A 26,587-nucleotide genomic window follows, 5' to 3' on the forward strand; every position below is an offset into this window, starting at 1 on the left:
TCACGCCGACCGACAGAAGATATAAGATCCACTTTACATACCATTTGCCCCTCCCGTCCGCCCCGTCAGTTCCTCCGCCCCCCCCCACCCCCGCTGGAGGCCCCCGTGCGCGACACGCCGCCGACGGTGCCCCGCCGCTCGCTGCTGAAGTGCGCCGGGGCGCTCGGGCTCTCCCCGGCCGCCCTGACGGCGTGTTCGCTGGGGCCGGAATCCACCATCGACGTCGGCGGCGGCAGCGAGCGGGAGCGCACGCTGACCGCGGTCATCGGGTACGGCAACGACGGCAGCTGGGACCCGACGCAGACGGCGTCCGCGTTCTGCATGGCGGGCAACCACCACATCTACGAGGGGCTGCTCGACACCGACCCCATCTCCCGCGAGCCCTACCCCGCGCTGGCGACCGCCCTGCCCGAGGACCCGGACCGCAGCACGCTGTGGCGGTTCACGCTCCGCGAGGGGGCCACCTTCCACGACGGGAGGCCGGTCACCGCCGACGACGTGGTGTTCGTCTTCGACCGGCTCCTCGACCCGAAGGTGCCGACCCTCGGCAAGGGCTTCTTCGAGAGCTGGCTGGAGCGGGTCCGCCGGATCGACCGGCGGACCGTCGAGCTGGCCCTGAAGTTCCCGTTCCCGGACGGGCTCGCCCGCCTCACCCTGGCGAAGGTGATGCCCAAGCACGTCTTCTCCCGCCCCGGCGCCTGGGACGAGGCGATCAAAGGGCTGGCGGTCGGCTCGGGGCCGTACCGGCAGACCGCGCACCACCCGAAGTCCAACACCGTCTTCGAGGCACACGACGGCTACAACGGCCCCCGGCCACCCGCGTTCCGCCGGATGAACTGGCTGTCGATCGTGGACGCCTCCTCCCGCGTGGCCCGCGTCTCCGGGGCCCGCGCGGGGGCGCAGATCTCGGACAACATTCCGTACGCCAACATCGGCCACCTGCGCGAGGACGGAATGACGGTGGCCGGCGGGGCCGGGATGAACAACCTGTTCCTGCTGTTCAACACGGCGCACGAGCCCTTCGGCGACGTACGGGTCCGGCAGGCGCTGCACTACGCCATCGACCGCGAGCAGATCGTCGAGGTCGCCCTGAAGGGGCACGGCCGACCCGCGACGTCGTTCCTTGACGAGGGCAATCCGGCGTACCGGCGGGCGCGCACCGTCTACGGCTACGACCCCGACCGGGCCCGGCGGCTGCTGAAGGAGGCCGGGGTCCGCCGGCTCGAGGTCGACCTCCTCGCCGTCAACCTCAGCTGGATCGTGGACTGCCTGCCGACCGTGAAGGCCGGCTGGGACGCCGTCGGCGTGGAGACCTCGCTGACGCCGCAGGAGACCACGGCCGTCTTCACCAAGCTCGACCAGAAGCGGGACTTCCAGGTGGTGGCCGCCGCCTCCAACCCCAACCAGTTCGGCCTCGACGCCGATCTGATCCTGCGGTACAACTACGGACCCGCCAACCTCTGGATGGGCTACGCCCGCTGGGCCGGCGACCCGGTCGCGCGGCGGCTGTTCGCCGCGATGGACCGGGCGACGCGCGAGAGCGACCCGGACCGCAAGCGGGCGATGATCCAGGACTGCGTCGACGTCGTCGCCGAACAGGCCGTGCTCTACCCGGTCGTGCACAACGAGCTGATGACGGCCTGGGACCCCGGGCGGCTGGCCGGGATAAGGCCGCAGCCGTACCCCGGAATCAATCTGCTCCAGGCCAAGTGGGTCTGAAAACCCCCGGGAGTCGCCCGTGACCACCGTCGTCAGGATCCTGGCCCGCCGCATCCTCCTGCTCGTCCCGCTGATGCTCGGCATCGTGCTGTTCGTGTTCCTGGTGATGCGCTTCTCGGACGTCGACCCGGCGTCCGCGTTCTTCCAGGGCGCCAACCCCACCCCCGAGCAGCTCCACGACTTCCGCGAGGAGCACGGGCTGCTCGACCCGCTGCCGCTGCGCTATCTGCACTTCGTCGGCGACCTGCTCCACGGCGACCTCGGCACCAGCGCCCTCACCCGGGAGGCGGTGGTCGACCAGATCGCCACCGCGCTGCCGCTCACCCTCCAGCTCACCTTCCTGGGCCTGACCGTCGCCGTGGTGCTGGCGCTGCTCGGCGGGGTCACCGCGGCGATCTTCCGGGACCGGGCGGCGGACCAGTTCATCCGCGTCGTGTCGCTGGTCGGGGTGGCCGCGCCGGGCTTCTGGCTGGCGCTGCTGATGATCCAGTACCTGGCCGTGGACGCCGGACGGTTCCCGACCGGCGGCTACATCAACCCGCGCGACTCGGTCACCGGCTGGCTGTGGACGATGACCCTGCCGGCGCTGGCCCTCTCCCTGCCGGTGGCCGCGCAGCTGACCCGGATCGTGCGCACGGCCGTGGTCGAGGAGCTGGACAAGGACTACGTGCGCACCGCGATCGGCAGCGGACTGCCGCCGCACGTCGTCGTGGGCCGCAACGTGCTGCGCAACGCGCTGGTCAACCCGCTCACCGTGCTCGGCCTGCGCGTCGGCTATCTGCTCGGCGGCGCGGTCGTCATCGAGACGATCTTCTCGCTGCCCGGCATGGGCAAGCTGATGATCGACGCCGTGAAGAACGGCGACCCGGCCGTCGTGCAGGGCGTCGTCCTCACCACCGCGGCCGGATTCGTCGTGGTCAACCTCGTCATCGACGTCCTCTACCTCCTGGTCAACCCGCGACTGAGGGAAGCGGCCTGATGCTCTCGCGCACCCGCCTCACCGAGGCCCTGTCCCGCCCCGGCGTCCGGCTGCGCGGCCCGCGCCGGCTGCCGCCGCTGTCGAGGATCGCCCTCGGCTTCCTGGCGCTGGTGGTGCTGGCCGCCCTGTTCGCGCCGCTCCTCGCGCCCTACGACCCGCTGGAGCAGCTGCCGCCCGTCGACGGCACGGGCCGCCCCTCCGCCGAGCACTGGATGGGCCAGGACAGCCTCGGCCGGGACATCCTGAGCCGGTTGATGTACGGGGCGCGCTGGTCGCTGGCGATCGGGCTGGGGGCGACGGCGCTGGCGCTGGTGGCCGGCGCGCTGATCGGGGCCGTTGCGGCGACCTCGCGACGGGCCGTGGACGAGACGCTGATGCGCTGCCTGGACGTGGTGATGGCGTTCCCGGGGATCGCGCTGGCGGCGGTGCTCGTCGCGGTGTTCGGTGGCGGGATCACCGTGCTGATCTGCGCCATCGCGTTCCTGTTCACGCCGCCCGTGGCCCGGGTCGTGCGCGCCAACGTGCTCGACCAGTACGGCGAGGACTACGTCACCGCCGAGCGGGTCATCGGCGCCCGCACCCCGCACATCGTGCTGCGCCACGTGGCCGTCAACTGCGCCGCGCCCGTGCTGGTGTTCTGCACGGTGCAGGTGGCCGAGGCGATCGTGTTCGAGGCGTCGCTGTCGTTCATCGGCGCGGGGGTCAGACCGCCGGACCCCTCCTGGGGCAGCGTGATCGCGGACGGCAAGAACATGGTGCTCACCGGCGGCTGGTGGGCGACCGTGTTCCCGGGGCTGCTGATGCTGGTGACCGTGCTGTCGCTGAACATCCTGTCCGAGGGCGTCTCCGACGCGTGGGCGGCGCCGGCGGCGCGGGACGTGGAGGCGCGGGGCGGGAAGGGCGACCGGCTGGAGACGCCCGAGCCGGGCAGCGGGCGGGTCGTGCCGCTGCCGGGGCTGACCGAGGCCGCCGAACGGCTGCGGCGCCGGGCGCGTCCCCGGCCGGCCGGGCCGCCGGTGCTCGCGGTGGAGAACCTCGCCATCGGGTTCCCGGGCCGGCACGGGGGCGTGGACGTCGTGGACGGCATCGGCTTCGAGGTGCACCCGGGCGAGGTGCTGGGGCTGGTGGGCGAGTCGGGGTGCGGGAAGTCGCTGACCGCGCTCACCGTCATGGGGCTGCAGCCCAAGGGCGCCCGGGTGCGCGGCCAGGTCCGCTTCCGCGGGCGGGACCTGGCGGCCGAGCCGGCGCGGACGCGGCGCAGGCTGCTCGGCCACGAGATGGCGATGGTCTACCAGGACGCCCTGTCCTCCCTGAACCCGGCGATGACCATCCGCGCCCAGCTCAAGCAGGTCGTCCGGCGCGGCGGCCGGCGCAGCCCCGCCGAACTGCTCGCCCTGGTCGGCCTCGATCCCGGCCGCACGCTGCGCAGCTACCCGCACGAACTCTCCGGCGGCCAGCGCCAGCGCGTGCTCATCGCCATGGCCCTGTCCCGCGAGCCGGGCCTGATCGTCGCCGACGAGCCGACGACCGCCCTCGACGTGACCGTGCAGGCGCAGATCATGGAGCTGCTGCTGCAGCTGCGGGCCGAGCTGGGCTTCGCGCTGATCCTGGTCTCCCACGACCTCGCGCTCGTCGCGGACGTCACCGACCGGGTGGCGGTGATGTACGGCGGGCAGATCGTGGAGACGGGCGTGACCGCCGACCTGGTGGCGGCGCCGGCCCACCACTACACGCGCGGGCTGCTCGGCAGCGTCCTGTCGCTGGAGTCGGCGGCGGAGCGCATGACGCAGATCAAGGGCACGGTGCCGTCCCCGGCCGACTTCCCGGCGGGCTGCCGGTTCGCGGACCGCTGCCCGATGGCGAGCGCGGTGTGCCGTACGACAACCCCGGTCCTGGCCGGCGCCCCCACCCACACGGCGGCCTGCCACCACCCGGCGATCGTGCTGGTGGGCGACGGCGACGCGGAGAGCGAGGTCCTGTCATGACCGCACCGTCACAGCCCGCCGAGACCCCGGTGCGCCCGCCCGGCGCGCTGATCGAGCTGCGGGACGCGCACGTCGTCCACAAGGCGCGCGGCGGCGGACTGTTCCACCGGGACAGGGTGTACGCGCTCACCGGCGCCGACCTCGCCGTCGCGCCCGGCGAGACGGTCGGCGTGGTGGGCGAGTCGGGGTGCGGCAAGTCGACGCTGGCCAAGGTGCTGGTCGGGGTGGAGCGGCCGACGTCCGGGACGGTGGCCTTCCGGGGCCGCGACGTGTGGACCATGACGCCCGCCGCCCGCCGCGCGGCGATCGGCGGCAGCACCGGCATGATCTTCCAGGACCCGTCCACCGCCCTGAACCGCCGGCTGACCGTCCGCCGCATCCTGCGCGATCCGCTCGACGTGCACGACCGGGGCACCCGCGCGCAACGGGAGGAACGGGTACGGGAGTTGATGGCGCTGGTCGGGCTGCCGGCGGCGCTCGCGGACGGGCTGCCGGGACAGCTGTCCGGCGGCCAGCGCCAGCGCGTGGCCATCGCCCGCGCCCTCGCCCTGGACCCCGAGCTGGTGGTGGCGGACGAGCCGACGAGCGCGCTGGACGTGTCGGTGCGCGCCCAGATCCTGAACCTGCTGCTCGACCTGAAGGAACGCCTCGGGCTGGCGCTGGTGTTCGTCTCGCACGACATCCAGACCGTGCGCCGCATGAGCGACCGGGTGATCACCATGTACCTCGGCCGGATCGTGGAGGAGTCCCCCGCCGGGCGGGTCACCGACCGCGCCCGGCACCCGTACACCCGCGCCCTGTTCTCGGCGACGCCGGGCCTGCTGCACCCCATCGAGCCGATCCCGCTGGCCGGTCCCGTCCCCTCGGCGACCCGCCCGCCGAGCGGGTGCCCGTTCCGGACGCGCTGCTGGAAGGCGGACGCCGTGTGCGCGCGGGAGATGCCGGACTTCGCACAGGCGTCGGCGCCGGGGCACCGGTTCCGCTGCCATCATCCGGTCGGGGAGGACGAGGCGACCGGCGACCTGGTCGGCCAGGCCCGGCCGCGCTCCGAGGAGCCGGGCGCATGACGCTCCCCGCCCCGCTGACCGGCGTCGTCCCGCCCCTGTGCACGCCCCTGACAGCGCAGGGCGAGGTGGACGTCGGCTCGCTGCTCCGGCTGGTCGATCACGTCACGTCCGCGGGGGTGGCCGGCGTGTTCGTGCTGGGCTCGACGTCGGAGGCGGCGTATCTGACGGACCGGCAGCGCGAGTCGGTCGTCCGGGCCGTCGCCGGTCACCTGGGCGGCCGGCTGCCGCTGCTGGCCGGCGCGATCGACATGACGACCCCGCGCGTCCTGGAGCACGTCCGGGCGGTGACCGCGGCCGGCGCGGACGCCGTCGTCGTCACCGCGCCCTTCTACACCCGCACCCACCCGGCCGAGATCGCCCGCCACTACCGCCTGGTCGCCGCCGCCTGTCCCGTCCCGGTCCTCGCCTACGACATCCCGGTCGCCGTCCGCACCAAGCTCCCCGCCGCCCTGGTGCTGGAGCTGGCCGCCGACGGGGTGCTGGCCGGGCTGAAGGACTCCAGCGGCGAGCTGGGCCCCTTCCGCGAGGTACTGGCCGGCGCCCGCGCGCTGCCCGGCTTCGCCGTCCTCACCGGCTCGGAGGTCCTCGTCGACGCGGCCCTCGCCCTCGGCGCCCACGGCTCGGTGCCGGGCCTCGCCAACGTCGACCCGCACGGCTACGTCCGCCTCGACCGCCTGTGCCGCGCCGGCGACTGGCAGCGGGCGCGCGCCGAACAGGAGCGGCTGTGCGCCCTGTTCGCCCTGACCGGCGTCGGCTCCCCCGCGCGGATGGGCGGCAGCTCGTCGGCGCTGGGCGCGTTCAAGGCGGCGCTGCGGCTGCGGGGGATCATCGACTGCCCGGCCACGGCGGAGCCCCAGGTGCCGCTGTCGGCGGACGAGGTGGCCGAGGTGGGCAAGCACCTGGCGGCGGCGGGGCTGCTGTAGGGGCGCCACGGCCGCTGTGGACCGGGCGTCAGATGAGGCTCGGGGAGAGCTGCTCGAGCGCCAGCCGCCGGTACTCGATCGTCTCGTAGGGGGAGTTCACGCCCGTCTCGTACAGGATGCCGACCGTGCTGCGCGTCACCTGCGCCAGGTCCGAGTAGGCGGCCCGCCGGTCCGACAGGGTCAGCGCCCTGGTGAAGGTCCGCCCGGCGTCGCTGCTGCGCCACACGGCCATGGACCGGCGCTCGGTGGGGACCGAGGGCGCGGAGAACAGCAGCGAGGCGACGAGGCCGGGCGGCTGCAGGACGCTCCCCTGGACGGCGGGGACGTCGTTGAGGGTGGGCTGCACGGCGTAGGGGCGGTCGAGGGTGGCGCCATCGTCGCCCGAGTGGCTGTCGAGGCGGTTGCCGGTGCTGGTGCCGTGCTGGTCGCGGGCGGAGAAGTACAGCCTGCCGTCGCTAAGTTGGGCGGCGGTGCTCTCGTTGGCGTTGTGGACGCCGTCGTAGGTGGCGTCGACGAAGCCGAGCCGCCAGGTCTGCCCGCCGTCGTCGCTGAGGATCGCGTGACCGCCGTAGTACTTGGGCTCCGCCCCGGTGTCGGAGGAGCCGGCCGGCGGGGCGGCGGAGTGGTTGGCGGGCACCACCAGGCGCCCGGCGTGCGGGCCGCGGGTGAGGGCGACGGCGTGGCCGGGGCCGGTGGCGTACCAGCGCCAGCCGGGGCGCTTCACCGACGCCGTGATCTCCCGCGGGGCGGTGAAGCGGACGCCGTCGTCCGTGCTGCGCTGCACGAACACCCGGCGCCCCTGCGCGGCCGTCACCTCGCCCCGCATGATCTGCGCCTCGCTCACCGCGCCGTCGTTGTACGAGGTCAGCAGCACGACCGCGCCGGTCTTCGGGTCCACGACGGGCGCCGGGTTGCCGCGCGTGTCGCCCTTCCCGGCGGCGACGACCGCGAGCGGGCCCCAGCTGCAGCCGCCGTCGGTGGAGCGGCGCAGCACCACGTCGATGTCCCCGCTGTCCCCGCTCCCGCCGCGCCGGCCCTCGGCGAAGGCCAGGACGGTCCCCCTGGCCGTGGTGACGACGGCGGGGATGCGGTAGGTGGCGTACCCGCCCTTGCCGGAGACGTACGGCACGGAGGTGCAGACGGCGGCCGATGCGGGAGTCGTGAGGGAGAAGGTGGAGGGGAGGGCCAGGGCGGCGATCAGGGCGGCGCGGACGAGAAGTCTCATCGGTGGGGGGTTTCCTGACTGGTCGTCGGACGGTGGGCGTCCCATGCTGCCCGATTCGTCCCGGCCGGACGCTCACCCGCCCCCGGCGTCACCAGCCTCGGCTCATACGCGGCGATGACCAGGTGCGCCCGGTCCCGCGCGCCGAGCTTGCCCATGATGCGGCTGACGTGCGTCCTAGCGGTCAGCGGGCTCAGGCCGAGGGCCTCGGCGATCTCGGTGTCGTTCAGGCCCCGCGCCACCAGCGTCAGCACCTCGCGCTCGCGCTCCGACAGGCATTCGGGGCCGGCCGTCGGCGGCAGGGAGAGGCTGTGCAGCAGGCGGGCGATCAGCCGGGAGGCCGGGCCGGGCGACGGCAGGGCCTCGCCCGCGGCGACCGTGCGGATGGCGTCCAGCAGGTCGACGGGCCGGGTGTCCTTCACCAGGAAGCCGGAGGCCCCGGCGCGCAGCGCCTCCACGATGTGCTCGTCGGTGTCGTACGTGGTGAGCACCAGCACCTTCACGCCGGCCAGGTCCTCGTCGGCGGTGATCAGCCGGGTCGTCTCGATGCCGTCGAAGTCCGGCATGCGGATGTCCATCACCACCAGGTCGGCGCGTTCGGCACGGGCCAGCTCCACGGCCTGGCGGCCGGTGCCCGCCTGGCCGACGACCTCCATGTCCGGGGTGGACTCCACGAGCATCGCGAACGCCGCCCGCACCAGGGTCTGGTCGTCGGCGAGCAGGACCCGGATCACCGGCCCTCCTCCCGGTCGGTGGCCTGGGCCGGGAGCACGGCGTGCACCGCGAAGCCCCCTTCCGGGCGCGGGGCGGCCTCCGGGGAGCCGCCCACGCTGCGGGCCCGCCCCCGGATGCCGACGAGCCCAAAGCCGGCGTGGTCCCGGAGGGCGGGCCGGCGCCGTCGTCGGTGACCGACAGGTGCAGGGCGCCGGCCCGTTCGGTGACGTCTCCCTCCGGGACGGGTGTCTGGATGCGGTTCCAGACACCCGGCGCGGGGCGGGCGATTCGTCGGACGGGAGGGCGAGTTGGCGGCCACTGCCGGGGGAGGCACGCGGGCGGGACCACTCCCCGGGGAGTATCGGCGGCGGTTTCGCCGGGTCGGTCAGGACGGTGTCCGGGCCGGTCGGTCAGGACGGTGTCCGGGCCGCCGTCAGCAGCCGGTCGATCTCATCCGTCGTGATCGTCAGGGCTGCGCCGACCGTCGCCAGGACCTCCCGCTCGGCCTGGCTGTAGGGGCCGTCGGCCAGGGCGATGCGGGCGCCCTGGAGGAGGATCGACTCACGGCCGGCCGGGGCGAGGTGCGGGGCGAGGGGGTCGAGGGCCTCGTGCAGCTCTATGGCCAGGCTGGGGCCGCAGGGGCCGCCGAAGATGCGGCCGGTGTCGGCGGCGAGGGCCTCCACGAGGGCGTTCAGCTGGTCCTCGGTGCAGTCCGTGACGCCGGCCGCGCGGACCGTGCCGGCGGCGGCGGACAGGGACGTGCGGGTGCGGGTGCCGTCGGCGGCGAGGACCGCGAGGGCGACGGTGTGCACGGCGTCGCGGAGCATCGCGGAGAAGCGGGTGGTGGTGGGGTGGTCGAGGACGTCGGTCCCGAAGTGGCGCCCGCAGGCCGTGCACTCCACGACCGGGCCGGCGTCGCCGCGGGGCAGCACCGGAACGCCGAGCACGGTGAGGCGGCGGCGGCCGGTGAGCCGCTGGTAGTTGCGGTCGCCTCCGCAGCCGGGGCAGAAGAACTCGCCGTCGCCCACGGGCGTCCACGCGGTACGGGTGCCCAGGATGCGCGCACCCCCGGTGGCCCGGCCGTCTCGTCCCCGTCCTGGCAGCACGTCGCACCTCCCGTAGCCCCACGGCAACATCGCCGCGCTGGCGTGATGTTAGCCACATCCTGGAGGCGGAGTCAGTACCCTGTGGAGACCTTTCCGTGACCTCCACAGGGATTGGCCGGTATACGACGGGGCCCCGGCCGCCGAAGAGCACGGGACATCGGCGGACGGAGCCCCGCGAAACGGACGGAACCGCTGGTCAGCGGGCGGCGCGGTTGACGGCCGAGACGACCGCCTTCAGCGAGGCCCGCGTGGTGTTGGCGTCGATGCCGATGCCCCACAGGACCTTGTCGTCGATCGCGCATTCGATGTAGGAGGCGGCCTGCGCGGAGGCGCCCTCGCTCATCGTGTGCTCCTGGTAGTCCAGCAGCCGTACGTCGATGCCGACGGCCTGGAGGGCGTCGAAGAAGGCGGAGATCGGACCGTTGCCGGTGCCGGTCAGGACGGTGTCCACGCCGTCGACGGTGGCCTCGACGGTGAGCGTGTCCACCCCGTCCCGGTCGGTCGTCGACTGGCCGTTCTTGACCTGGATGCGGCCCCAGGGGTTCCCGGGGTTCGGCAGGTACTCGTCCTGGAAGACCGCCCAGATCTCCTTCGGCGTGATCTCGCCGCCTTCGGCGTCCGTCTTCGCCTGGATGATCCTCGAGAACTCGATCTGCATCCGGCGCGGCAGGTCCAGCTTGTGGTCGTTCTTCAGGACGTACGAGATGCCGCCCTTGCCGGACTGCGAGTTGACGCGGATGACGGCCTCGTAGGAGCGGCCGACGTCCTTCGGGTCGATCGGCAGGTAGGGCACGGCCCACTCGATGTCGTCGACGGTGACGCCCTTGGCCTTCGCGTCGGCCTCCATCGCGTCGAAGCCCTTCTTGATGGCGTCCTGGTGGGAGCCGGAGAAGGACGTGTAGACCAGGTCGCCCACGTACGGGTGGCGCGGGTGGACCTCCATCTGGTTGCAGTACTCCCACGTGCGACGGATCTCGTCGATGTCGGAGAAGTCGATCTGCGGGTCGACGCCCTGGGAGAAGAGGTTCATGCCCAGGGTGACCAGGTCGACGTTGCCGGTGCGCTCGCCCTGGCCGAACAGGCAGCCCTCGACGCGGTCGGCGCCGGCCATCAGCGCCAGCTCGGCGGCGGCGACGGCGGTGCCGCGGTCGTTGTGCGGGTGCACGGACAGGCAGACGTACTCGCGGCGGGAGAGGTTGCGGTGCATCCACTCGAAGCGGTCCGCGTGCGTGGACGGCGTGGAGCGCTCGACGGTCGCCGGCAGGTTCAGGATGATCTCGCGGTCCGGGCCGGGCTGCCAGACGTCCATGACGCCCTCGCAGACCTCCAGCGCGAAGTCCAGCTCGGTGTCGGTGAAGATCTCCGGGCTGTACTGGTAGCCGAACGACGTCTCCGGGCCCAGCAGCTTGTCGGCGTACTCCATGACCAGGCGGGTGCCGTCGACGGCGATCTGCTTGATGTCGGCCCTGGAGCCGCGGAAGACGACCCGGCGGAAGACGGGGGCGGTGGCGTTGTACAGGTGCACGGTGGCGCGGTGGGCGCCCTTCAGGGACTCCACGGTCCGCTCGATCAGGTCCTCGCGTGCCTGGGTGAGGACGGAGATCGTCACGTCCTCGGGGATGGCGTCCCCGTCCTCGATGATCGAGCGAACGAAGTCGAAGTCGGTCTGCCCGGAGGCGGGGAAGCCGACCTCGATCTCCTTGTAGCCCATCTTCACCAGCAGGTCGAACATGGCCCGCTTGCGCGCCGGGGACATCGGGTCGATCAGGGCCTGGTTGCCGTCGCGCAGGTCGGTGGAGAGCCAGCGCGGGGCGACCGTGATCCGCCGGTCGGGCCAGGTGCGGTCGGGGATGTCGACCTGCTCGTAGCGGCCGTACTTGTGGATCGGCATGGAACTGGGCTGCTGGCGGTTGGCCATGATGCGTGGGCTCCTAGGGGATGTCCGGTGTCCGGAGAGGACGGGAGGACGGCCGACGACGCAACGCCAAGCTCCGCGGGGAGGGGGTCGGCCTCGACTACAGGCCCTCGCCGCGGCAGCTAAGAAGGAGCAGCCCGAAACGCATGATGCTCCGCAGCCTAGCCGAGCCGCGCCGGGTGCGCGGGCCTGTTCCAGTATGCGGGACCGGAGGGACGAAAGGGACGCCGCTCATGAAAAGTGCCGTATACCACTGACGGGCGGCCAACCGGAAGGACTCCGCGCGCAATTCGCCCATCATGATTGCGGCCAGTGACACACTCGTCACGGAGTGCGATCGTTGCAGTATGACGACGTCCCACGGCACCTTCGAGCCCGTCTTCTGCACGATCATCCCGCCCCACGTCCTCGACCACCTCGCGCAGGCCGGCGACCCCGTCCTCGCCGGCCCCGCCCGCCGCACCCTCCAGCGCGACGCCCTGGAGCGCACCCGCCGCCGGCTGACCACCGTCGTCGGCGCGGCCGCCGTCGCCACCCCGGCCGGGGCCGAGGCCGGCAAGCCCCACCGCACCGTCTACGACGCCGAGCACGGCACCGAGCTGCCCGGCCGCAAGGTCCGCGGCGAGGGCGACGAGCCCGGCCGGGACGCCACCGTCAACCGCGCCTACGCCGGACTCGGCGCCACCTTCGAGCTGTTCTGGCAGGCCTTCTCCCGCGACTCGATCGACGGCCACGGCCTCCCGCTGGACGCGACCGTGCACTACGACCGCGAGTACAACAACGCCTTCTGGAACGGCGAGCAGATGGTGTTCGGCGACGGTGACGGCGAGATCTTCCTCGACTTCACCATCCCGGTCGACGTCATCGGCCACGAACTCGCCCACGGCGTCACCCAGCACACCGCGAACCTCACCTACTTCGGCCAGTCCGGCGCCCTGAACGAGTCGGTGTCCGACGTCTTCGGCGCCCTCGTCAAGCAGTTCACGCTCGGCCAGACCGCCGACGAGGCCGACTGGCTGATCGGCGCCGGACTGCTCGCCCCGCGCGTCAGCGGCGTCGCGCTGCGCTCGATGAAGGCCCCCGGCACGGCCTACGACGACGACGTCCTCGGCAAGGACCCCCAGCCCGCGACGATGGACGACTACGTCCGCACCGGCCGCGACAACGGCGGCGTCCACATCAACTCCGGCATCCCCAACCACGCCTTCTACCTCGCGGCGACCGAGCTGGGCGGCCGGGCCTGGGAGCGGGCCGGGCAGATCTGGTACGACGTCCTGACCGGCGGCAAGCTCAAGCAGAAGGCGACCTTCGCGGACTTCGCCAAGCTGACCGTGGCGGCGGCCGAGGAGCGCTTCGGAGCGGGGGACGAGTTCGACGCGGTCTCCAAGGCCTGGGAGCGGGTGGGGGTGCGCACGCAGTAGATCCGTACTAGACACATCCCATGCGGATCGAGGTACTGCGCACCGGAGGCTTCGCGGGCATCGAGCGGCGGGCGGAGGTGGACACCGCCGGGCGGCCCGACGCCGCGGAGTGGCACGCCCTGGCCGAGCGGGTGCTCGCCTCCGGCCGGGGCGCCGCCGTGACCGGAGTGCCCGACGGGTTCGGCTACGAGATCACCGTCGACGGCACGACGGTGCACGCCGCCGACCCCGGGCTGACGGAGGAACAGCGCCTGCTGATCTCGAAGGTGCTGAAGGAAGGCGCGTGAGTCGCCCCTCGGTCGGGGGCGTTGACGCGGTCCGGGCGCCGTGCGGATGATCCGGTCCATGACGGCCGACCCGATACCCCGGTTCCCGGACGGATTCCTGTGGGGCGCCTCGACGTCCGCCCACCAGATCGAGGGGGCGGCGGACCAGCGCGCTCCCTCGGTGTGGGACGCGTTCACGGCCGAGCCGGGGCGGGTGAAGGACGGCTCCACGGCGGCCGTCGCCTGCGACCACGTCCGCCGCTACCGCGAGGACGTGGCGCTGCTGGCGGACCTGGGCGTGGACGCGTACCGGTTCTCGGTCTCCTGGCCGCGGGTGAACACCCCGGGCGGGCTGGACTTCTACGACCGCCTGGTGGACGAGCTGTGCGCGGCCGGGGTGCGACCCGTGCCGACGCTCTTCCACTGGGACCTGCCGGCGGAGCTGGACTGGCTTCGGCGGGAGACGGCCGAGCGGTTCGCCCAGTACGCGGCGGTGGTCGCGGCGCGGCTCGGCGATCGCGTGACAAAGTGGATCACGCTCAACGAGCCCGCCGAGCACACCCTCCTGGGCCACGCCCTCGGCGTCCACGCCCCCGGCAAGCGACTGCTGTTCGACGCGCTGCCGGTGGCCCACCACCAGCTGCTGGCGCACGGCCTGGCCGTACGGGCGCTGCGCGCGGCCGGGGCGAGCGACATCGGCATCGCCAACTCCCACGGCCCGACATGGCCGGCGTCGCGGGAGAGCGCCGACCTGGAGGCGGCGGAGTTCTACGACGTCCTGCTCAACCGCCTCTTCGCCGACCCGCTGCTGCTCGGCCGCTACCCCGAGGGCATCGGCGAGCTGATGCCCGGGGACGTGGCGGCCGACCTGGAGGTCATCGCCGAGCCCCTGGACTGGTACGGCGTGAACTACTACGCGCCGACCCGGGTGGGCGCCCCGCAGGGCGCCGGCATCGACTTCGGCGGGGTGCGGATGCCGGCCGGACTCCCCTTCTCCGTACGGGAGTCGAGGGCGTCCCGGTGACCGGCTTCGGCTGGCCGGTGGTGCCGGAGGCGCTGACCGAGCTGCTCACCGCCTTCCGCGACCGCTACGGCGACCGTCTGCCGCCGGTGGTCATCACCGAGAACGGCTGCGCCTACGACGGCGTCGACGACACCGACCGCATCGCCTACCTGGACGCCCACATCCGCGCCCTGCACGACGCGCTGCGAGCCGGGGTGGACGTGCGCGGCTACTTCGTCTGGTCGCTGCTGGACAACTTCGAGTGGGCCGAGGGCTACGCCCGCCGCTTCGGCCTGGTCCACGTCGACTTCACCACGCAACGCCGCACTCCGAAGGCGTCGTTCGGGTGGCTGCGGGAGGTGCTGGCGGCGCAGCAGGGGGGCGTCTCCTTTGGTTCACGGGCGCGTTGATCGACGCGGGAAGGGGGAGGGCGCCAAGCTCTGCGGCCGCCGCGTGAAGCTCCTCCCGCTCTGAGCCGCGGGGCCCGTAACGCTCTGGGACGCGGCGCTCAGAAGCCCAGCTTGCGCAGCTGCTTCGGGTCCCGCTGCCAGTCCTTGGCGACCTTGACGTGCAGGTCCAGGAAGACGGGCGTGCCGAGCAGGGCCTCGATCTGCTGCCGGGACTTGATCCCGACCTCCTTCAGCCGCTTGCCCTTGGGGCCGATGATGATGCCCTTCTGACTGGGGCGCTCGATGTAGACGTTGGCGTGGATGTCGAGCAGCGGCCGGTCCGCCGGGCGGTCCTCGCGCGGGAGCATCTCCTCCACGACCACCGCGATGGAGTGCGGCAGCTCGTCGCGCACGCCCTCCAGGGCGGCCTCGCGGATCAGCTCGGCCACCATCACCTGCTCCGGCTCGTCGGTCAGGTCGCCCTCCGGGTAGAGGGCGGGACCCTCCGGGAGCAGCGGGATGAGCAGATCGGCGAGCAGGTCGACCTGCTGGTCCCCGACGGCCGACACCGGCACGATCTCCGCCCACTCCATGCCCAGCTCCCTGCCGAGCTGGTCGATGGCGATGAGCTGCTCGGCCAGGGTCTTGGAGTCGACCAGGTCGGTCTTGGTGACGATGGCGACCTTGGGGCTCTTCTTGATCGCGGCGAGTTCCTTGGCGATGAAGCGGTCGCCGGGGCCCAGCTTCTCGTTCGCCGGCAGGCAGAAGCCGATGACGTCGACCTCGGCCCACGTCGTGCGCACGACGTCGTTCAGCCGCTCGCCGAGCAGCGTGCGCGGCTTGTGCAGCCCCGGCGTGTCCACCAGGATCAGCTGCGCGTCGGGGCGGTGCACGATGCCGCGCACGGTGTGCCGCGTGGTCTGGGGCCGGTTCGAGGTGATCGCCACCTTCTGCCCGACCAGAGCGTTCGTGAGGGTGGACTTGCCCGCGTTGGGGCGGCCCACGAAGCAGGCGAAGCCGGCCCGGTGGACAGTGTCGGCAGGCTGCTCGGATGACTCGGTACGCACGCTCATGGCGCCATTGTCCCTGATCCCCGACGCCCTGCCGTACCGTCGCGCACACTCCCTCCGTTCGGTGAGCTTCCGGTAACCCCGACGCAACGAAACGTCACGGAAACACGGCCGTACGCGACCGGAAACGCACAGCGGTGACCCTCTGACCCACCCGCACCCGTTGGAGACACCGTGACCGTGACGTCGGCCGCCGAAGCGGCCCCCGCACTCGACAGCGGCGACACCGCCTGGCTGCTCGCCGCCACCGCCCTGGTCCTGCTGATGACGCCGGGCCTCGCCCTCTTCTACGGCGGCATGGTCCGCGCGAAGAGCGTCCTCAACATGCTGATGATGAGCTTCGTGTCGATCGCGCTGGTCACCGTGGTGTGGCTGGCCGCCGGATACTCGCTGGCCTTCGGCGAGGACTCCTTCGCCGGGCTGATCGGCGGCCTGGAGCACGCCGGGATGGCCGGCCTCGGCCCGGACAGCGTCCAGGGCACCGTCCCGACGCTGCTGTTCGCCACCTTCCAGCTCACTTTCGCGATCATCACCGCCGCGCTGATCAGCGGCGCGATCGCGGACCGGGCGAAGTTCGGGGCCTGGCTGGTGTTCGTGCCGGTGTGGGCGCTGCTGGTATACGTCCCGGTCGCGCACTGGACGTGGGGACCCGGCGGCTGGATCCTCGAGAGGCTCGGCGCGCTCGACTTCGCGGGCGGACTGCCCGTCGAGATCACCTCCGGCGCCTCCGGACTCGCCCTGTGCCTGGTGCTCGGGCCGCGGCTGGGCTTCAAGAAGGACGCGATGCGCCCGCACAACCTGCCCCTGGTCATGCTCGGCGCGGGCCTGCTGTGGTTCGGCTGGTTCGGCTTCAACGCGGGCTCGGCGCTCGGCGCCAACGGGCTGGCCGCCGCCGCCTTCCTCAACACCCTCGCCGCCGGCTGCACCGGCCTGCTCGGCTGGCTGTTCGTGGAGCAGAGGCGCGACGGCCACGCGACCACGCTGGGCGCGGCGTCCGGCGCGGTGGCCGGCCTGGTCGCGATCACCCCGTCCTGCGGCTCGGTGTCGCTGCTCGGCGCGCTGGTCGTGGGCCTCACGGCGGGCGTCGTCTGCTCGTACGCGGTGAGCTGGAAGTTCCGGCTGAACTACGACGACTCGCTCGACGTCGTCGGCGTCCACCTGGTGGGCGGCGTGATCGGCACGCTGCTGATCGGCGTCTTCGCCGTGTCGGAGATGACCGGCGGCACGGAGGGGCTGCTGTACGGGGGCGGGCTCGGGCAGCTCGGCCGGCAGCTGGTGGCCGTGGCCGCGGTCGGGGCGTACGCCTTCTGCGTCACCTACGGCATCGCCCGGCTGATCGACCGGGTGATGGGCTTCCGGGCGAGCGAGGAACAGGAGCACACCGGCCTGGACCTTACGGTGCACGCCGAGACGGCCTACGATCACGGGGTCCCGGGCGGTCACGGCGTCCCGGTCACCTCGTCCCCCCTCGTCTCTCCCGCCAAGAAGGTCGACCAGGCATGAAGCTCATCACCGCGATCGTCAAGCCGTACCGGCTCGACGAGGTCAAGAACGCGCTCCAGGAGATCGGCATCCACGGCCTCACCGTGAGCGAGGCCAGCGGTTACGGCCGGCAGCGCGGCCACACCGAGGTCTACCGGGGCGCCGAGTACCAGATCGACCTGGTGCCCAAGGTCCGCGTCGAGGTCGTGGTCGAGGACGCGGACGCGGACACCGTGATCGACACGATCGTGAAGGCCGCGCAGACCGGCAAGATCGGCGACGGCAAGGTGTGGGCGCTGCCGGTGGACACGGTGGTCCGCGTCCGCACCGGCGAACGCGGTCCCGACGCCCTGTGAGGCAGCGGCTCAGCCCGCGGTGACGGTGGTCCGGACGGTTCCGTCCGGACCGGCCACCAGCACCGGGGTCTGCGGGCCGCCCAGGTCGCGCACGGCGGCCCGGTCCTCGTCGGAGGCGGTCTCCGCCCCGGTGACGACCGCCGCCGCCTCCAGCGACTTCGCCCCGGACGCCACCGCCATCGCCACGGCCGTCCGGAGCGCGCTGAGCTTCAGCGACGGAAGGTCCACGCTGCCCGCGACATACGTCCGCCCGGTCTCGTCCCGTACGGCGGCCCCCTCCGGCACGCCGTTGCGGGCCCGCGCGGAACGGGCCAGGGTGACGATCTTTCGGTCCTCGGGGTCAAGCACACTGCTGTCGGTCATGGCCAGAGCATACGAACAACCGGCCGGTGACCGCTCAGGGGCGGTCCAGACGGAGCCGCTCGGCGCGCGGCAGACCGGCCACCACCAGGTCGTAGGAGTCCTCGACCAGCTCCCGCACCAGACGGTCGGAGAGGTCGCCGTCGGCCGTGACGGTGTTCCAGTGCCGCTTGTTCATGTGCCAGCCGGGGACGATGAGACCCGGATGCCCGGCGCGCAGCCGGACGGCGTCCTCGGGGTCGCACTTCAGGTTGACCTTCAGGGGCCGCGCGTCGAGCTCGCTCAGCGCGAAGAGCTTGCCGCCCACCTTGAAGACGGAGATCTCCGGGCGGAACGGGAAGTCCTCGACGGCGGCGTTGAAGGACAGGCACAGGGCGCGCAACTCCTGGGGCGTCATGCCGGGTGCGGCTCCTCCTGGTGCGGGACCTCGGACAGGACGGGCTCGGACAGCACGGTGACGATCTTGTTGCGCCGCCCGGCCGCCGCCTCCGCGGTCAGCCGCAGCTCACGGCCGTCGGGCAGTTCCACCACCGACGACGCCCCGGCGATGGGCACCCGGCCGAGCGCCTTGGCCAGCAGTCCGCCGACGGTCTCGACGTCCTCGTCGTCGAACTCCTCCAGCCCGTACAGCTCGCCCAGGTCGCCGATGTCGAGGCGGGCGGTGACGCGGTAGCGGTCCTCGCCCAGATCCTCCACGGGCGGCAGCTCCCGGTCGTACTCGTCGGTGATCTCCCCGACGATCTCCTCCAGGATGTCCTCGATGGTGACGATCCCGGCCGTGCCGCCGTACTCGTCGATCACGACGGCGACGTGGGTGCGCTGCTTCTGCATCTCGCGCAGCAGGTCGCCGGCGTTCTTGGTGTCCGGGACGAAGTGCGCGGGCCGCATCGCCGTGGACACCAGCTCGCTCTCCGCCTCGCGGCTGATGTGCGTCTTGCGGGCCAGGTCCTTCAGGTACACGATCCCGACGATGTCGTCCTCGCTCTCGCCCGTGACCGGGATGCGCGAGAAGCCGGAGCGCAGCGCGAGGGTGAGGGCCTGCCGGATGGTCTTGTACCGCTCGATGACGACCAGGTCGGTGCGCGGCACCATCACCTCCCGCACGAGCGTGTCGCCCAGTTCGAACACGGAGTGCACCATGCGGCGCTCGTCGTCCTCGATCAGCGACTCCTTCTCGGCGAGGTCGACCAGCGCGCGCAGCTCCGCCTCGGAGGCGAAGGGGCCGCGGCGGAATCCCTTGCCGGGGGTGAGGGCGTTGCCGATGAGGATCAGCAGCGACGGCAGCGGTCCCATGATCCTGGCCAGCGGCAGCAGCACGTACGCCGCGACCGTGGCCGTGTTCAGCGGATGCTGGCGCCCGATGGTGCGCGGGGAGACCCCGACGGCGACGTACGACACCAGCACCATGACGCCGATGGCGATCAGCAGCGCCTCGACGGTGCTCGGGAACTCCTTCAGGCAGGCGTAGGTGACCAGCGCGGCGGCGGCCATCTCGCACGCCACCCGCACCAGCAGCGCCATGTTCAGGTAGCGCGTCGGGTCGGCGGCGACCTGCGCCAGCTTGGCGCTGCCGCGCCGGCCCGAGCGCACCGCCTCCTCGGCGCGGAAGCTGGACACGCGCGCGAGGCCCGCCTCCGCGCAGGCGGCGAGCCACGCCACGACGACCAGGGCGACCGCGCCCGAGAGCAGGGCGAGGCTCATGACACGGTCGGGGCCGGGGACGGGCCGGTCAGGCCCCTCTCCGCACGCCAGCCGTCCACGATGGCCGCCTGGAGACCGAACATCTCGGCCTTCTCGTCGGGCTCCTCGTGGTCGTAGCCGAGCAGGTGCAGCACTCCGTGGACGGTGAGCAGTTGGAGCTCCTCGTCCATGGAGTGCTGCGTCCGAGCCTCGGCGCCCTGCTTGGCGGCCACCTCGGGACACAGCACGATGTCGCCGAGCAGGCCCTGCGGGGGCTCGTCGTCGTCCTTCGACGGCGGACGCAGCTCGTCCATCGGGAAGGACATGACGTCCGTCGGCCCCGGCAGGTCCATCCACTGGATGTGCAGCTGCTCCATGGCGTCGGCGTCCACGACGATCACCGAGAGCTCGGAGAGCGGGTGGATGCGCATCCGCGCGAGCGCGTAGCGGGCGATGTCGAGGATCGCCTGCTCGTCGACCTCGGTTCCGGACTCGTTGTTGACGTCGATCGACATGGTCGTGCTGGTCTACTTCCCCTTGGAGCCCCTGGCGCCCGAGGCGCCCCGGCCCTTGTCCGCGCCGTTCTCGGTGCCGTGCTTGCTGTCGAACTTCTCGTACGCGTCGACGATACGGCCCACCAGCTTGTGCCGGACGACGTCGTGGGACGACAGCCGGGAGAAGTGCACGTCCTCGACGCCCTCCAGGATGTCCTGCACCTGCCGCAGACCGGACTTGGTCCCGCCGGGCAGGTCCACCTGCGTCACGTCACCCGTGATCACGATCTTCGAGTCGAAGCCGAGGCGGGTGAGGAACATCTTCATCTGCTCGGGGCTCGTGTTCTGGGCCTCGTCCAGGATGATGAAGGCGTCGTTGAGCGTGCGGCCACGCATGTACGCCAGCGGCGCGACCTCGATCGTGCCCGCGGCCATCAGCCTCGGGATGGAGTCGGGGTCGATCATGTCGTGCAGCGCGTCGTACAGCGGGCGCAGGTAGGGGTCGATCTTCTCGTAGAGGGTGCCGGGCAGGAAGCCGAGGCGCTCGCCGGCCTCCACCGCGGGGCGGGTCAGGATGATGCGGTTGACCTGCTTGGACTGGAGGGCCTGCACGGCCTTCGCCATCGCCAGGTACGTCTTGCCGGTACCGGCGGGGCCGATGCCGAAGACGATGGTGTGCTGGTCGATGGCGTCGACGTAGCGCTTCTGGTTGAGGGTCTTGGGTCGGATGGTGCGGCCGCGCGAGGACAGGATGTTCTGCGTCAGGACCTCGGCCGGGGTCTCCCGGCCGTCGCTCTCCCCGTTCTCGCTCGCCCTCAGCATGGCGATCGAGCGTTCCACTGCGTCCTCCGTCATCGGCTGTCCGGTGCGGAGCACCAGCATCATCTCGTCGAACACGCGCTGGACGAGGGCCACTTCCGCCGTCGGCCCGACCGCGCTGATCTCGTTGCCCCGGACGTGGATGTCGGCCGCCGGGAAGGCCTTCTCGATCACGCGCAGGAGGGAGTCGCCAGATCCCAGCACGGTGACCATCGGATGCTGGGCGGGGACCGTGATCTGTGCTCTCGCCTGTCCCTGCGCGGAGGTGTGAGCTGTGGGTGTCTCAGTCATGGGCCGGCGCTTAAGGCCTGCGGTTCCTCCTCGTCACGGCCGCGTAGCTGAGGGCGGCCTCGCGCTGTCCAGGGTACGACGGTGTGCCGACAATGCCGTAGGCCTTTTCGCCTGGGGTTCGCGGCGGGGGGCCGGGCGGGTGGTCCGGGTGGTGTCCGGGCCGTGGTCGGACGGTGGTCAGGCCGAGCGGCCGAAGCCGATGGTGGGGACCGCGCGGCGCAGCGGCCAGGGGCGGGTGGTGGCGGGGATGAGGTCCTTCAGGAAGGCGTAGCGGCGCAGCGCGGCCGGTTCCTGGTCGTCGTGCGCCTGGACCTCGCGCCACCAGGCGGCGATCTCGGACCACCCGGGCGCGGACAGCGAGCCGCCGAACTCCTGCACCGACAGGGCCGCGGTGAGGCCCGCGAAGGCGAGGCGGTCGGCGAGCGGCCAGCCGGCCAGGGAGCCGGTCACGAAGCCGGCCACGAACACGTCCCCGGCGCCGGTCGGGTCGAGGGCCTCGACGGCGATCGCGGGCACCTCGGCGCTCTCGCCGGTGCGCCGGTCGACGGCGTAGGCGCCCTCCGCGCCGAGGGTGACGACGGCGACGGGCACGTGCGCGGTGAGGGCGTGGGCGGCGGCGCGGGGGGTGGCGGCGCGGGTGTAGCGCATCGCCTCCTCGGCGTTGGGCAGGAACGCCTCGCAGTGGGCGAGGTCGGTCAGTCCGGCGAGGTCCCAGGCGCCGGAGTCGTCCCAGCCGACGTCGGCGAAGACGCGGGTGCCCCTGCTCGCGGCCTGGGCGATCCAGGGGGCGGGGGCGCCGGGGGTGAGGGAGGCGACGGCGGCCCGGGCGGGCGGGGGGCAGGCGGGGGCGGGTTCCTCGGGGGGCGGTTCGTGGCCGTGGGAGACCATGGTGCGCTCGCCCTCGTAGGCCATGGAGACGGTGACCGGGGAGTGCCAGCCGGGGACGGTGCGGGAGGGGGTGAGGTCGATGCCCTCGCCCCGTTCCAGGGCGTCCCAGCAGTAGTCGCCGTAGTGGTCGTCGCCGAAGGCCGCGGCGAGGCAGGTGCGCAGGCCGAGCCGGGCGAGGGCGGTGGCCATGTTGGCGACGCCGCCGGGGCTGGAGCCCATGCCGCGGGCCCAGGACTCGGTGCCGCGGACGGGGGCGGAGTCGAGGCCGGTGAAGATGATGTCGAGGAAGACGGTGCCGGTGAGGTAGACGTCCCAGGGCGGGTCGCCGGGGGCGCGGCGGCCGGCGAGCGGGTCGACCTGGGCGTGGCAGTAGGGCCCTTCGCCGAGCCGGGCCTCGCCGGTGGCCCGTCCTGCGGCGAGGTCCGGTCCGCTGCCTGTGGCGCCGGCCGGCCGCGTGCCGGTGGCCGGTTTCCTGCCGGTCGTGGGTCCTCGGCCCTTCGCAGGCCCTCCGCCCGTCGCCGGTTCTCCGGCGCTCGCCGGTCCCGTGCCGTTGCCGTATGACGGCGTCTCCGGGGTGGACGCGATCACGGTGTGCTCCCTGACGTGGTGCTGGTCCGGCCAGTGTGCACCACGTCACGCTTCTCGCGTCCCGGTACCGAAGTGGCGGGCGGGGCGCGGATCACCAGCGGGGCACGGAGGGGGCGACCCAGTCCGGGTCGGCGATCCGCATCGCCGCCGCGTCGTCCCGGTCGCGCAGCGAGCCGTCGTCGTCCAGCCAGCGCCGGTGCAGGAAGGCCAGGCGGTCGCGGTCCAGCTCGACGCCGAGGCCGGGGGCGTCGGAGACGGCGACCCTGCCGTCCCGGAAGGCGAGGCGTTCGGTGAGGACGTCCTCCGACTGCCAGGGGTAGTGGGAGTCGCAGGCGTGGTGGAGGTCGGGCACGGTCGACGCGACGTGGGTCATGGCGGCGAGGGAGATGCCGAGGTGGGTGTTGGAGTGCATGGACACCCCGACGCCGAAGGTGCGGCAGACGGCGGCGAGGGCCTGTGTGTTGCGCAGTCCGCCCCAGTAGTGGTGGTCGGAGAGCACCACCTGCACGGCCCCGCGCCGGAACGCCTCCTCGATCTCGGCGAACGTCGTCACGCACATGTTGGTGGCCAGCGGCACGTCCGTTGCCGCGGCGACCTCGGCCATCGCGTCGGTGCCCAGCGCCGGGTCCTCCAGGTACTCCAGGACGTCGCCCAGCTCGGCGGCGACCTTCAGCGAGGTCGGCACGGACCAGGCGCCGTTGGGGTCGAGCCGCAGCGGACGCCCGGGGAACGCGGCGGCGAGGGCGCGCACGGCGGCGATCTCCTGGTCGGGCGGGTGGACGCCGCCCTTGAGCTTGAACGAGGTGAAGCCGTACCGCTCCGTGAACCTCCTGGCCTGCGCGACGATCCCCGCCGGGTCGACGGCCGCGCCCCAGTCGTCCGCCTCACAGGCCACGCCCTCGGGGTGCTCGGCCCACTTGTAGAACAGGTAGGCGCTGTACTCGACGGCGTCGCGCACCTTTCCGCCGAGCAGGGCGTGCACGGGCAGCCCGAGGGTCTTGCCGAGCGCGTCCAGGCAGGCGACCTCGAAGCCGGAGACGACGGACAGGCGCAGCTTGTCGGCGGTCTGGACGCCGCGCAGCCCGCCGACGTCGACGGCGCCGGAGACCCTGGCCTCGTCCACGGCGACCCGGTCGGCGACGGCGAACAGTCCGTTGAGGTCGGTCAGCTGCCGCCCCTTCAGCTTCTCGGCGAAGGGACGGGCCGGCTCCAGGTACTTGGTGTCGCCGTAGGTCTCGCCGACGCCGGTGACGCCGTCCGCGGTGACCACCTCGACGATCAGCCGGGGCGTGTACGGCTGGTGCACGCCCTGGGTGTTCAGCAGCGGCGGGTCGGCGACCAGGATCGGGGTCAGCCGGACGTCGGCGATGGCGAGGTCGCGGTTCACGGGGCGGCTCCTGCGGGGTCGGGGGCGGGGTGGGCCGGCGGCGAGGGGCGACGAGCGGGGCGACCGCGGAGCCATCTCCACATGTAGATGACATCCACGTATGCAGACGAGGCTAGGCAGCGCCGCCTCGGGGCGTCAATGGGCCGACACCGGCGGGCGTCGGCGGGCGGGCGCGGCGCTTACCATCTCGGCATGTCGGAGACCGGTGGCGTGCGCGAGGTGAAGTCCGCGGCGCGGACGGTGGAGCTGCTGGAGCTGCTCGCCGCGCGCGGCGACCGCCCCGCGCGCCTCCAGGAGCTGGCCGACAGGCTGGGGGTGCCGCGCAGCTCGATGTACGCGTTGCTCCAGACGCTGGCGTCGCGGGGCTGGGTGCGCACCGACGTCACCGGTTCCCTGTACGGCATCGGCATCCGCGCCCTGCTGACCGGCACCGGCTACCTCGACTCCGACCCGCGGGTGCGGGCGGTGCGTCCGTACCTCGACGAGGCGTCCGAGGCGCTCGGGGAGACCATTCACCTGGCGCGGCTGGACGGCGCGGACGTGGTGTACCTGGCGACCCGCGAGTCGCACGAGTACCTGCGCACCATCAGCCGGGTCGGGCGCCGGCTGCCCGCCCACGTCGGCGCGCTGGGCAAGGCGCTGCTGGCCGAACGCCCCGACGACGACCTTCCCGACGGCCCCTACCAGGCCCTCACCCCCAACTCCCACACCAGCAGGGAGTCGTTGGCGGCCGACCTCGCCCGGGTGCGCGAGCGCGGTCACTCGGTGGACCGGGAGGAGGGCGTGCCCGGCATCGTCGGCTTCGGCTTCGCCCTGCGCTACGACGTCCCGGCCCAGGACGCCATCAGCTGCTCGGTGCCCGTGGCGCGGCTGACGCCGGGTCACGAGGAGCGGATCGTCGCGGTGATGCGGGAGATCCGGGCGAAGATCGAGGCGACGGTTCCGGGCGGACAGGGCGCGGTCCGCTGGCGGTGACGCCCGCCGCTACCCGTCACCCGAACCCGTCAAACGCAAAGGTGACTCACCTCACACACCCCGCGCTCCCGTTGCGCTCCCCGGCTTGATACAAATTGGCCGCGCGTTCCTGTCTGTCGACAGTCGTCGCCCAATCCCCCCATTCGCAGCAGCTTCTTCCGTATGCCCTGGGAACGCCCGTGTTCGCCCCCCGCACCCTGCCCTGGCCCCTCGTCGCCCTCTTCACGGCCGGGTACCTCGCCCCGTACCTCCTCCCGACCGTCGTCGGCAGGCTGGACTCCGGACTGCCCGTCACGGCCACGCAGGCCGGCGCGATCGGCAGCGCCCTGCTGCTGAGTTCGGCGACGGCGGGCTTCCTGCTCGCCTCCGGGTTCTGCCGCCTCTCCCCGCGCACCCTCGCCCGCGCGGGCCTCGCCCTGGCCGCTCTCGGCTACGGCGGCGCCGCCCTGACCGGCACGGTCTGGGCCGTCGTCGCCGGCGCGGTCGTCGGCGGCCTCGGCTCGGGCACCGCCACGGCGGTCGCCGCCACCGGCATCGCCGCCCTCGGGGCGCCTTCGCGCGAGGGCGGCCCGGCGGGCGACCCGCATCGCGCGACCACGCTCGGCCTGCTCGGCGTGTCCGCCCTCGCCGCCGCCGTGTATCTGACGGTCCCTCATCTCGGCCCCGGCCACGCCCTCCCGCTCGCCGCGATCGCCCTGACCGCCGTCGCCGTGTGGCCCCTCGCCGGCCGCCTGCCGGCCCGCGTCCCGCCTGCCCACGCCGAGCCCGTCCAGCGGCCCGCGGCCCAGGCCGGGCCCCGCCTGCCCCACCTGCCCTCCGGTCTGCTGCTGGCCGCCGCGATGCCCGTGTGGTCCATGGCCCAGAACTCCCTCTGGGGCGTCAGCGGCCGGATCGGCCTGGAGCAGGCGCACCTGTCCGAAGCGGCCGTCGGCGCGGTGTTCGCCGTCGGTCTGGCCGCCGGGCTGCTGGGCGTCGTCGGCGCCGGCGCCCTCGGCCCGCGCCTCGGGCGCGCCCTGCCGATCGGCGCCGGGACCACGCTGATCGCCGGCTGCATCGCGCTCAGCGCCTCGGCGACCGGCCCGGCGTCCTTCGCGGCCGGCGAGATCGCCTGGAACGCCGTCTATCCGGTCGTCCTGTCCTACGTCATCGGCCTGGCCGCCTCCCTCGACCCGCGCGGCCGGTGGGCGGTGCTGGTCGGCTCGGCCGCGTCCCTGGGCACGGCGGCGGGCCCGCTGACCGGGAGCGTGCTGTCGGCGCAGGCCGGCTTCCCGGTGATGGGCCTGGTGCTGGCCGCCGCCCTGCTGGTGGTCGCCGTCCCGATGACGACGGTGGCGCTGCGCGCGGCCCGGCCGCTGCCCGTGGTGGAGATCGCGGTCGACGGCCTGCCGGCCCACCGGACGGCGTACGACACGGCCGGGCCCCGGCAGGCGATGTCCGCGCCGGGCTCCGCGAACGGCTGAGAAGAACGCCCGCGCCGCCGCCGAACCC

23 protein-coding genes and 1 pseudogene are annotated in these 26,587 nt (G+C 73.0%); 12 read left to right on the plus strand and 12 right to left on the minus strand.

Annotation, left to right across the window (positions count from 1 at the left end; translation table 11 throughout):
* Positions 1–105 precede the first annotated feature (105 nt).
* The 5 genes from ACZ6KF_RS01945 to ACZ6KF_RS01965 are packed head-to-tail and all read left to right on the plus strand — an operon-like array spanning position 106 to position 6,673.
* Positions 106–1,719 carry an ABC transporter substrate-binding protein gene (locus tag ACZ6KF_RS01945; RefSeq protein ID WP_469236819.1) on the plus strand — a complete coding sequence of 538 codons (1,614 nt, stop codon included), beginning with the start codon at positions 106–108 and terminating at the stop codon, positions 1,717–1,719.
* A gap of 19 nt (positions 1,720–1,738) precedes the next feature.
* Positions 1,739–2,698 carry an ABC transporter permease gene (locus ACZ6KF_RS01950; protein WP_356627699.1) on the plus strand — a complete coding sequence of 320 codons (960 nt, stop codon included), beginning with the start codon at positions 1,739–1,741 and terminating at the stop codon, positions 2,696–2,698.
* A complete protein-coding gene (locus ACZ6KF_RS01955) occupies positions 2,698–4,683 on the plus strand; it encodes a dipeptide/oligopeptide/nickel ABC transporter permease/ATP-binding protein (protein ID WP_469236823.1) in 1,986 nt (661 codons plus the stop codon). The genes ACZ6KF_RS01950 and ACZ6KF_RS01955 overlap by 1 nt, the downstream gene beginning before the upstream one ends.
* Positions 4,680–5,750 (plus strand): ABC transporter ATP-binding protein, encoded by a 1,071-nt coding sequence (locus tag ACZ6KF_RS01960; protein WP_356627701.1) that lies wholly within the window; start codon positions 4,680–4,682, stop codon positions 5,748–5,750. The genes ACZ6KF_RS01955 and ACZ6KF_RS01960 overlap by 4 nt, the downstream gene beginning before the upstream one ends.
* Positions 5,747–6,673, plus strand: a complete 927-nt coding sequence (locus tag ACZ6KF_RS01965) for a dihydrodipicolinate synthase family protein (protein WP_356627702.1) — start codon at positions 5,747–5,749, stop codon at positions 6,671–6,673. The genes ACZ6KF_RS01960 and ACZ6KF_RS01965 overlap by 4 nt, the downstream gene beginning before the upstream one ends.
* Before the next feature lie 28 nt (positions 6,674–6,701).
* On the opposite strand, the gene ACZ6KF_RS01970 is transcribed toward ACZ6KF_RS01965, so the two are convergent.
* The 4 genes from ACZ6KF_RS01970 to leuA all read right to left on the minus strand — a co-directional run bounded on the left by ACZ6KF_RS01970 (position 6,702) and on the right by leuA (position 11,633).
* Complete coding sequence (locus ACZ6KF_RS01970) at positions 6,702–7,898, minus strand: sialidase family protein (RefSeq protein WP_469236826.1); 1,197 nt, start codon at positions 7,896–7,898, stop codon at positions 6,702–6,704.
* The gene (locus tag ACZ6KF_RS01975; RefSeq protein ID WP_469236830.1) at positions 7,895–8,629 is read right to left on the minus strand and encodes a response regulator transcription factor; all 735 of its coding nucleotides are present in this window, start codon (positions 8,627–8,629) and stop codon (positions 7,895–7,897) included. Before ACZ6KF_RS01975 ends, ACZ6KF_RS01970 begins: the two co-directional genes overlap by 4 nt.
* Before the next feature lie 390 nt (positions 8,630–9,019).
* Positions 9,020–9,715: a tellurite resistance TerB family protein gene (locus ACZ6KF_RS01980; protein WP_356627705.1), complete on the minus strand. Its 696-nt coding sequence runs from the start codon at positions 9,713–9,715 to the stop codon at positions 9,020–9,022.
* 196 nt (positions 9,716–9,911) lie between these two features.
* Positions 9,912–11,633, minus strand: a complete 1,722-nt coding sequence (gene leuA, locus ACZ6KF_RS01985) for a 2-isopropylmalate synthase (protein WP_356627706.1) — start codon at positions 11,631–11,633, stop codon at positions 9,912–9,914.
* 344 nt (positions 11,634–11,977) lie between these two features.
* Between leuA and ACZ6KF_RS01990 the strand changes: the two genes are divergently transcribed.
* From ACZ6KF_RS01990 to ACZ6KF_RS02000, 3 genes and pseudogenes are all read left to right on the plus strand, one after another.
* Positions 11,978–13,051 (plus strand): M4 family metallopeptidase, encoded by a 1,074-nt coding sequence (locus tag ACZ6KF_RS01990; RefSeq protein ID WP_469158552.1) that lies wholly within the window; start codon positions 11,978–11,980, stop codon positions 13,049–13,051.
* A gap of 20 nt (positions 13,052–13,071) precedes the next feature.
* Positions 13,072–13,338: a protealysin inhibitor emfourin gene (locus ACZ6KF_RS01995; protein ID WP_356627708.1), complete on the plus strand. Its 267-nt coding sequence runs from the start codon at positions 13,072–13,074 to the stop codon at positions 13,336–13,338.
* A 58-nt stretch (positions 13,339–13,396) separates the two neighbouring features.
* Positions 13,397–14,730, plus strand: a pseudogene (locus tag ACZ6KF_RS02000) (GH1 family beta-glucosidase).
* Between the two features lie 98 nt (positions 14,731–14,828).
* On the opposite strand, the gene era reads toward ACZ6KF_RS02000, so the two are convergent.
* Positions 14,829–15,782: a GTPase Era gene (gene era / locus ACZ6KF_RS02005; protein WP_356627710.1), complete on the minus strand. Its 954-nt coding sequence runs from the start codon at positions 15,780–15,782 to the stop codon at positions 14,829–14,831.
* 177 nt (positions 15,783–15,959) lie between these two features.
* Here era and ACZ6KF_RS02010 point away from each other — a divergent pair, with 177 nt between their 5' ends.
* Both ACZ6KF_RS02010 and ACZ6KF_RS02015 read left to right on the plus strand, forming a co-directional pair.
* Positions 15,960–17,282 (plus strand): ammonium transporter, encoded by a 1,323-nt coding sequence (locus ACZ6KF_RS02010; RefSeq protein WP_469237195.1) that lies wholly within the window; start codon positions 15,960–15,962, stop codon positions 17,280–17,282.
* Positions 17,279–17,617 (plus strand): P-II family nitrogen regulator, encoded by a 339-nt coding sequence (locus tag ACZ6KF_RS02015; protein WP_356627711.1) that lies wholly within the window; start codon positions 17,279–17,281, stop codon positions 17,615–17,617. The genes ACZ6KF_RS02010 and ACZ6KF_RS02015 overlap by 4 nt, the downstream gene beginning before the upstream one ends.
* Positions 17,618–17,626: 9 nt before the next feature.
* Here ACZ6KF_RS02015 and ACZ6KF_RS02020 read toward each other — a convergent pair whose 3' ends face one another.
* From ACZ6KF_RS02020 to ACZ6KF_RS02050, 7 genes are all read right to left on the minus strand, one after another.
* Positions 17,627–17,980, minus strand: a complete 354-nt coding sequence (locus ACZ6KF_RS02020) for a cytidine deaminase (protein ID WP_356627712.1) — start codon at positions 17,978–17,980, stop codon at positions 17,627–17,629.
* A 34-nt stretch (positions 17,981–18,014) separates the two neighbouring features.
* Positions 18,015–18,374 carry an MmcQ/YjbR family DNA-binding protein gene (locus tag ACZ6KF_RS02025; protein WP_356627713.1) on the minus strand — a complete coding sequence of 120 codons (360 nt, stop codon included), beginning with the start codon at positions 18,372–18,374 and terminating at the stop codon, positions 18,015–18,017.
* Positions 18,371–19,678: a hemolysin family protein gene (locus ACZ6KF_RS02030; RefSeq protein WP_356627714.1), complete on the minus strand. Its 1,308-nt coding sequence runs from the start codon at positions 19,676–19,678 to the stop codon at positions 18,371–18,373. The genes ACZ6KF_RS02025 and ACZ6KF_RS02030 overlap by 4 nt, the downstream gene beginning before the upstream one ends.
* Entirely contained in the window at positions 19,675–20,172 is a 498-nt protein-coding gene (gene ybeY / locus ACZ6KF_RS02035; RefSeq protein WP_356627715.1) for an rRNA maturation RNase YbeY, read from the minus strand. Before ybeY ends, ACZ6KF_RS02030 begins: the two co-directional genes overlap by 4 nt.
* Before the next feature lie 12 nt (positions 20,173–20,184).
* Positions 20,185–21,261: a PhoH family protein gene (locus tag ACZ6KF_RS02040; RefSeq protein ID WP_356627716.1), complete on the minus strand. Its 1,077-nt coding sequence runs from the start codon at positions 21,259–21,261 to the stop codon at positions 20,185–20,187.
* A gap of 177 nt (positions 21,262–21,438) precedes the next feature.
* Positions 21,439–22,737, minus strand: a complete 1,299-nt coding sequence (locus ACZ6KF_RS02045) for a carbohydrate kinase family protein (RefSeq protein WP_469236832.1) — start codon at positions 22,735–22,737, stop codon at positions 21,439–21,441.
* Positions 22,738–22,828: 91 nt separating this feature from the next.
* Positions 22,829–24,124 carry a glucarate dehydratase family protein gene (locus tag ACZ6KF_RS02050; protein WP_356627718.1) on the minus strand — a complete coding sequence of 432 codons (1,296 nt, stop codon included), beginning with the start codon at positions 24,122–24,124 and terminating at the stop codon, positions 22,829–22,831.
* A 192-nt stretch (positions 24,125–24,316) separates the two neighbouring features.
* Here ACZ6KF_RS02050 and ACZ6KF_RS02055 point away from each other — a divergent pair, with 192 nt between their 5' ends.
* Both ACZ6KF_RS02055 and ACZ6KF_RS02060 read left to right on the plus strand, forming a co-directional pair.
* Positions 24,317–25,099, plus strand: coding sequence for an IclR family transcriptional regulator (locus ACZ6KF_RS02055; RefSeq protein WP_469236834.1), 783 nt, complete (start codon positions 24,317–24,319; stop codon positions 25,097–25,099).
* A 179-nt stretch (positions 25,100–25,278) separates the two neighbouring features.
* On the plus strand, positions 25,279–26,559 hold the full coding sequence (locus ACZ6KF_RS02060) for an MFS transporter (RefSeq protein ID WP_469236836.1): 1,281 nt from the start codon (positions 25,279–25,281) through the stop codon (positions 26,557–26,559).
* Positions 26,560–26,587: the final 28 nt, after the last annotated feature.

This window comes from Streptomyces sp. NPDC046379 (assembly GCF_055587785.1).

Excerpts from the sequence above, each read along its gene's own strand:
- ACZ6KF_RS01955 (WP_469236823.1), top strand. The coding sequence starts at position 2,698 with ATGCTCTCGCGCACCCGCCTCACCGAGGCCCTGTCCCGCCCCGGCGTC.
- ACZ6KF_RS01960 (WP_356627701.1), top strand. The coding sequence starts at position 4,680 with ATGACCGCACCGTCACAGCCCGCCGAGACCCCGGTGCGCCCGCCCGGC.
- ACZ6KF_RS01965 (WP_356627702.1), top strand. The coding sequence starts at position 5,747 with ATGACGCTCCCCGCCCCGCTGACCGGCGTCGTCCCGCCCCTGTGCACG.
- ACZ6KF_RS01970 (WP_469236826.1), bottom strand. The coding sequence starts at position 7,898 with ATGAGACTTCTCGTCCGCGCCGCCCTGATCGCCGCCCTGGCCCTCCCC.
- leuA (WP_356627706.1), bottom strand. The coding sequence starts at position 11,633 with ATGGCCAACCGCCAGCAGCCCAGTTCCATGCCGATCCACAAGTACGGC.
- ACZ6KF_RS01990 (WP_469158552.1), top strand. The coding sequence starts at position 11,978 with ATGACGACGTCCCACGGCACCTTCGAGCCCGTCTTCTGCACGATCATC.
- ACZ6KF_RS01995 (WP_356627708.1), top strand. The coding sequence starts at position 13,072 with ATGCGGATCGAGGTACTGCGCACCGGAGGCTTCGCGGGCATCGAGCGG.
- era (WP_356627710.1), bottom strand. The coding sequence starts at position 15,782 with ATGAGCGTGCGTACCGAGTCATCCGAGCAGCCTGCCGACACTGTCCAC.
- ACZ6KF_RS02015 (WP_356627711.1), top strand. The coding sequence starts at position 17,279 with ATGAAGCTCATCACCGCGATCGTCAAGCCGTACCGGCTCGACGAGGTC.
- ACZ6KF_RS02020 (WP_356627712.1), bottom strand. The coding sequence starts at position 17,980 with ATGACCGACAGCAGTGTGCTTGACCCCGAGGACCGAAAGATCGTCACC.
- ACZ6KF_RS02025 (WP_356627713.1), bottom strand. The coding sequence starts at position 18,374 with ATGACGCCCCAGGAGTTGCGCGCCCTGTGCCTGTCCTTCAACGCCGCC.
- ACZ6KF_RS02030 (WP_356627714.1), bottom strand. The coding sequence starts at position 19,678 with ATGAGCCTCGCCCTGCTCTCGGGCGCGGTCGCCCTGGTCGTCGTGGCG.
- ybeY (WP_356627715.1), bottom strand. The coding sequence starts at position 20,172 with ATGTCGATCGACGTCAACAACGAGTCCGGAACCGAGGTCGACGAGCAG.
- ACZ6KF_RS02040 (WP_356627716.1), bottom strand. The coding sequence starts at position 21,261 with ATGACTGAGACACCCACAGCTCACACCTCCGCGCAGGGACAGGCGAGA.
- ACZ6KF_RS02055 (WP_469236834.1), top strand. The coding sequence starts at position 24,317 with ATGTCGGAGACCGGTGGCGTGCGCGAGGTGAAGTCCGCGGCGCGGACG.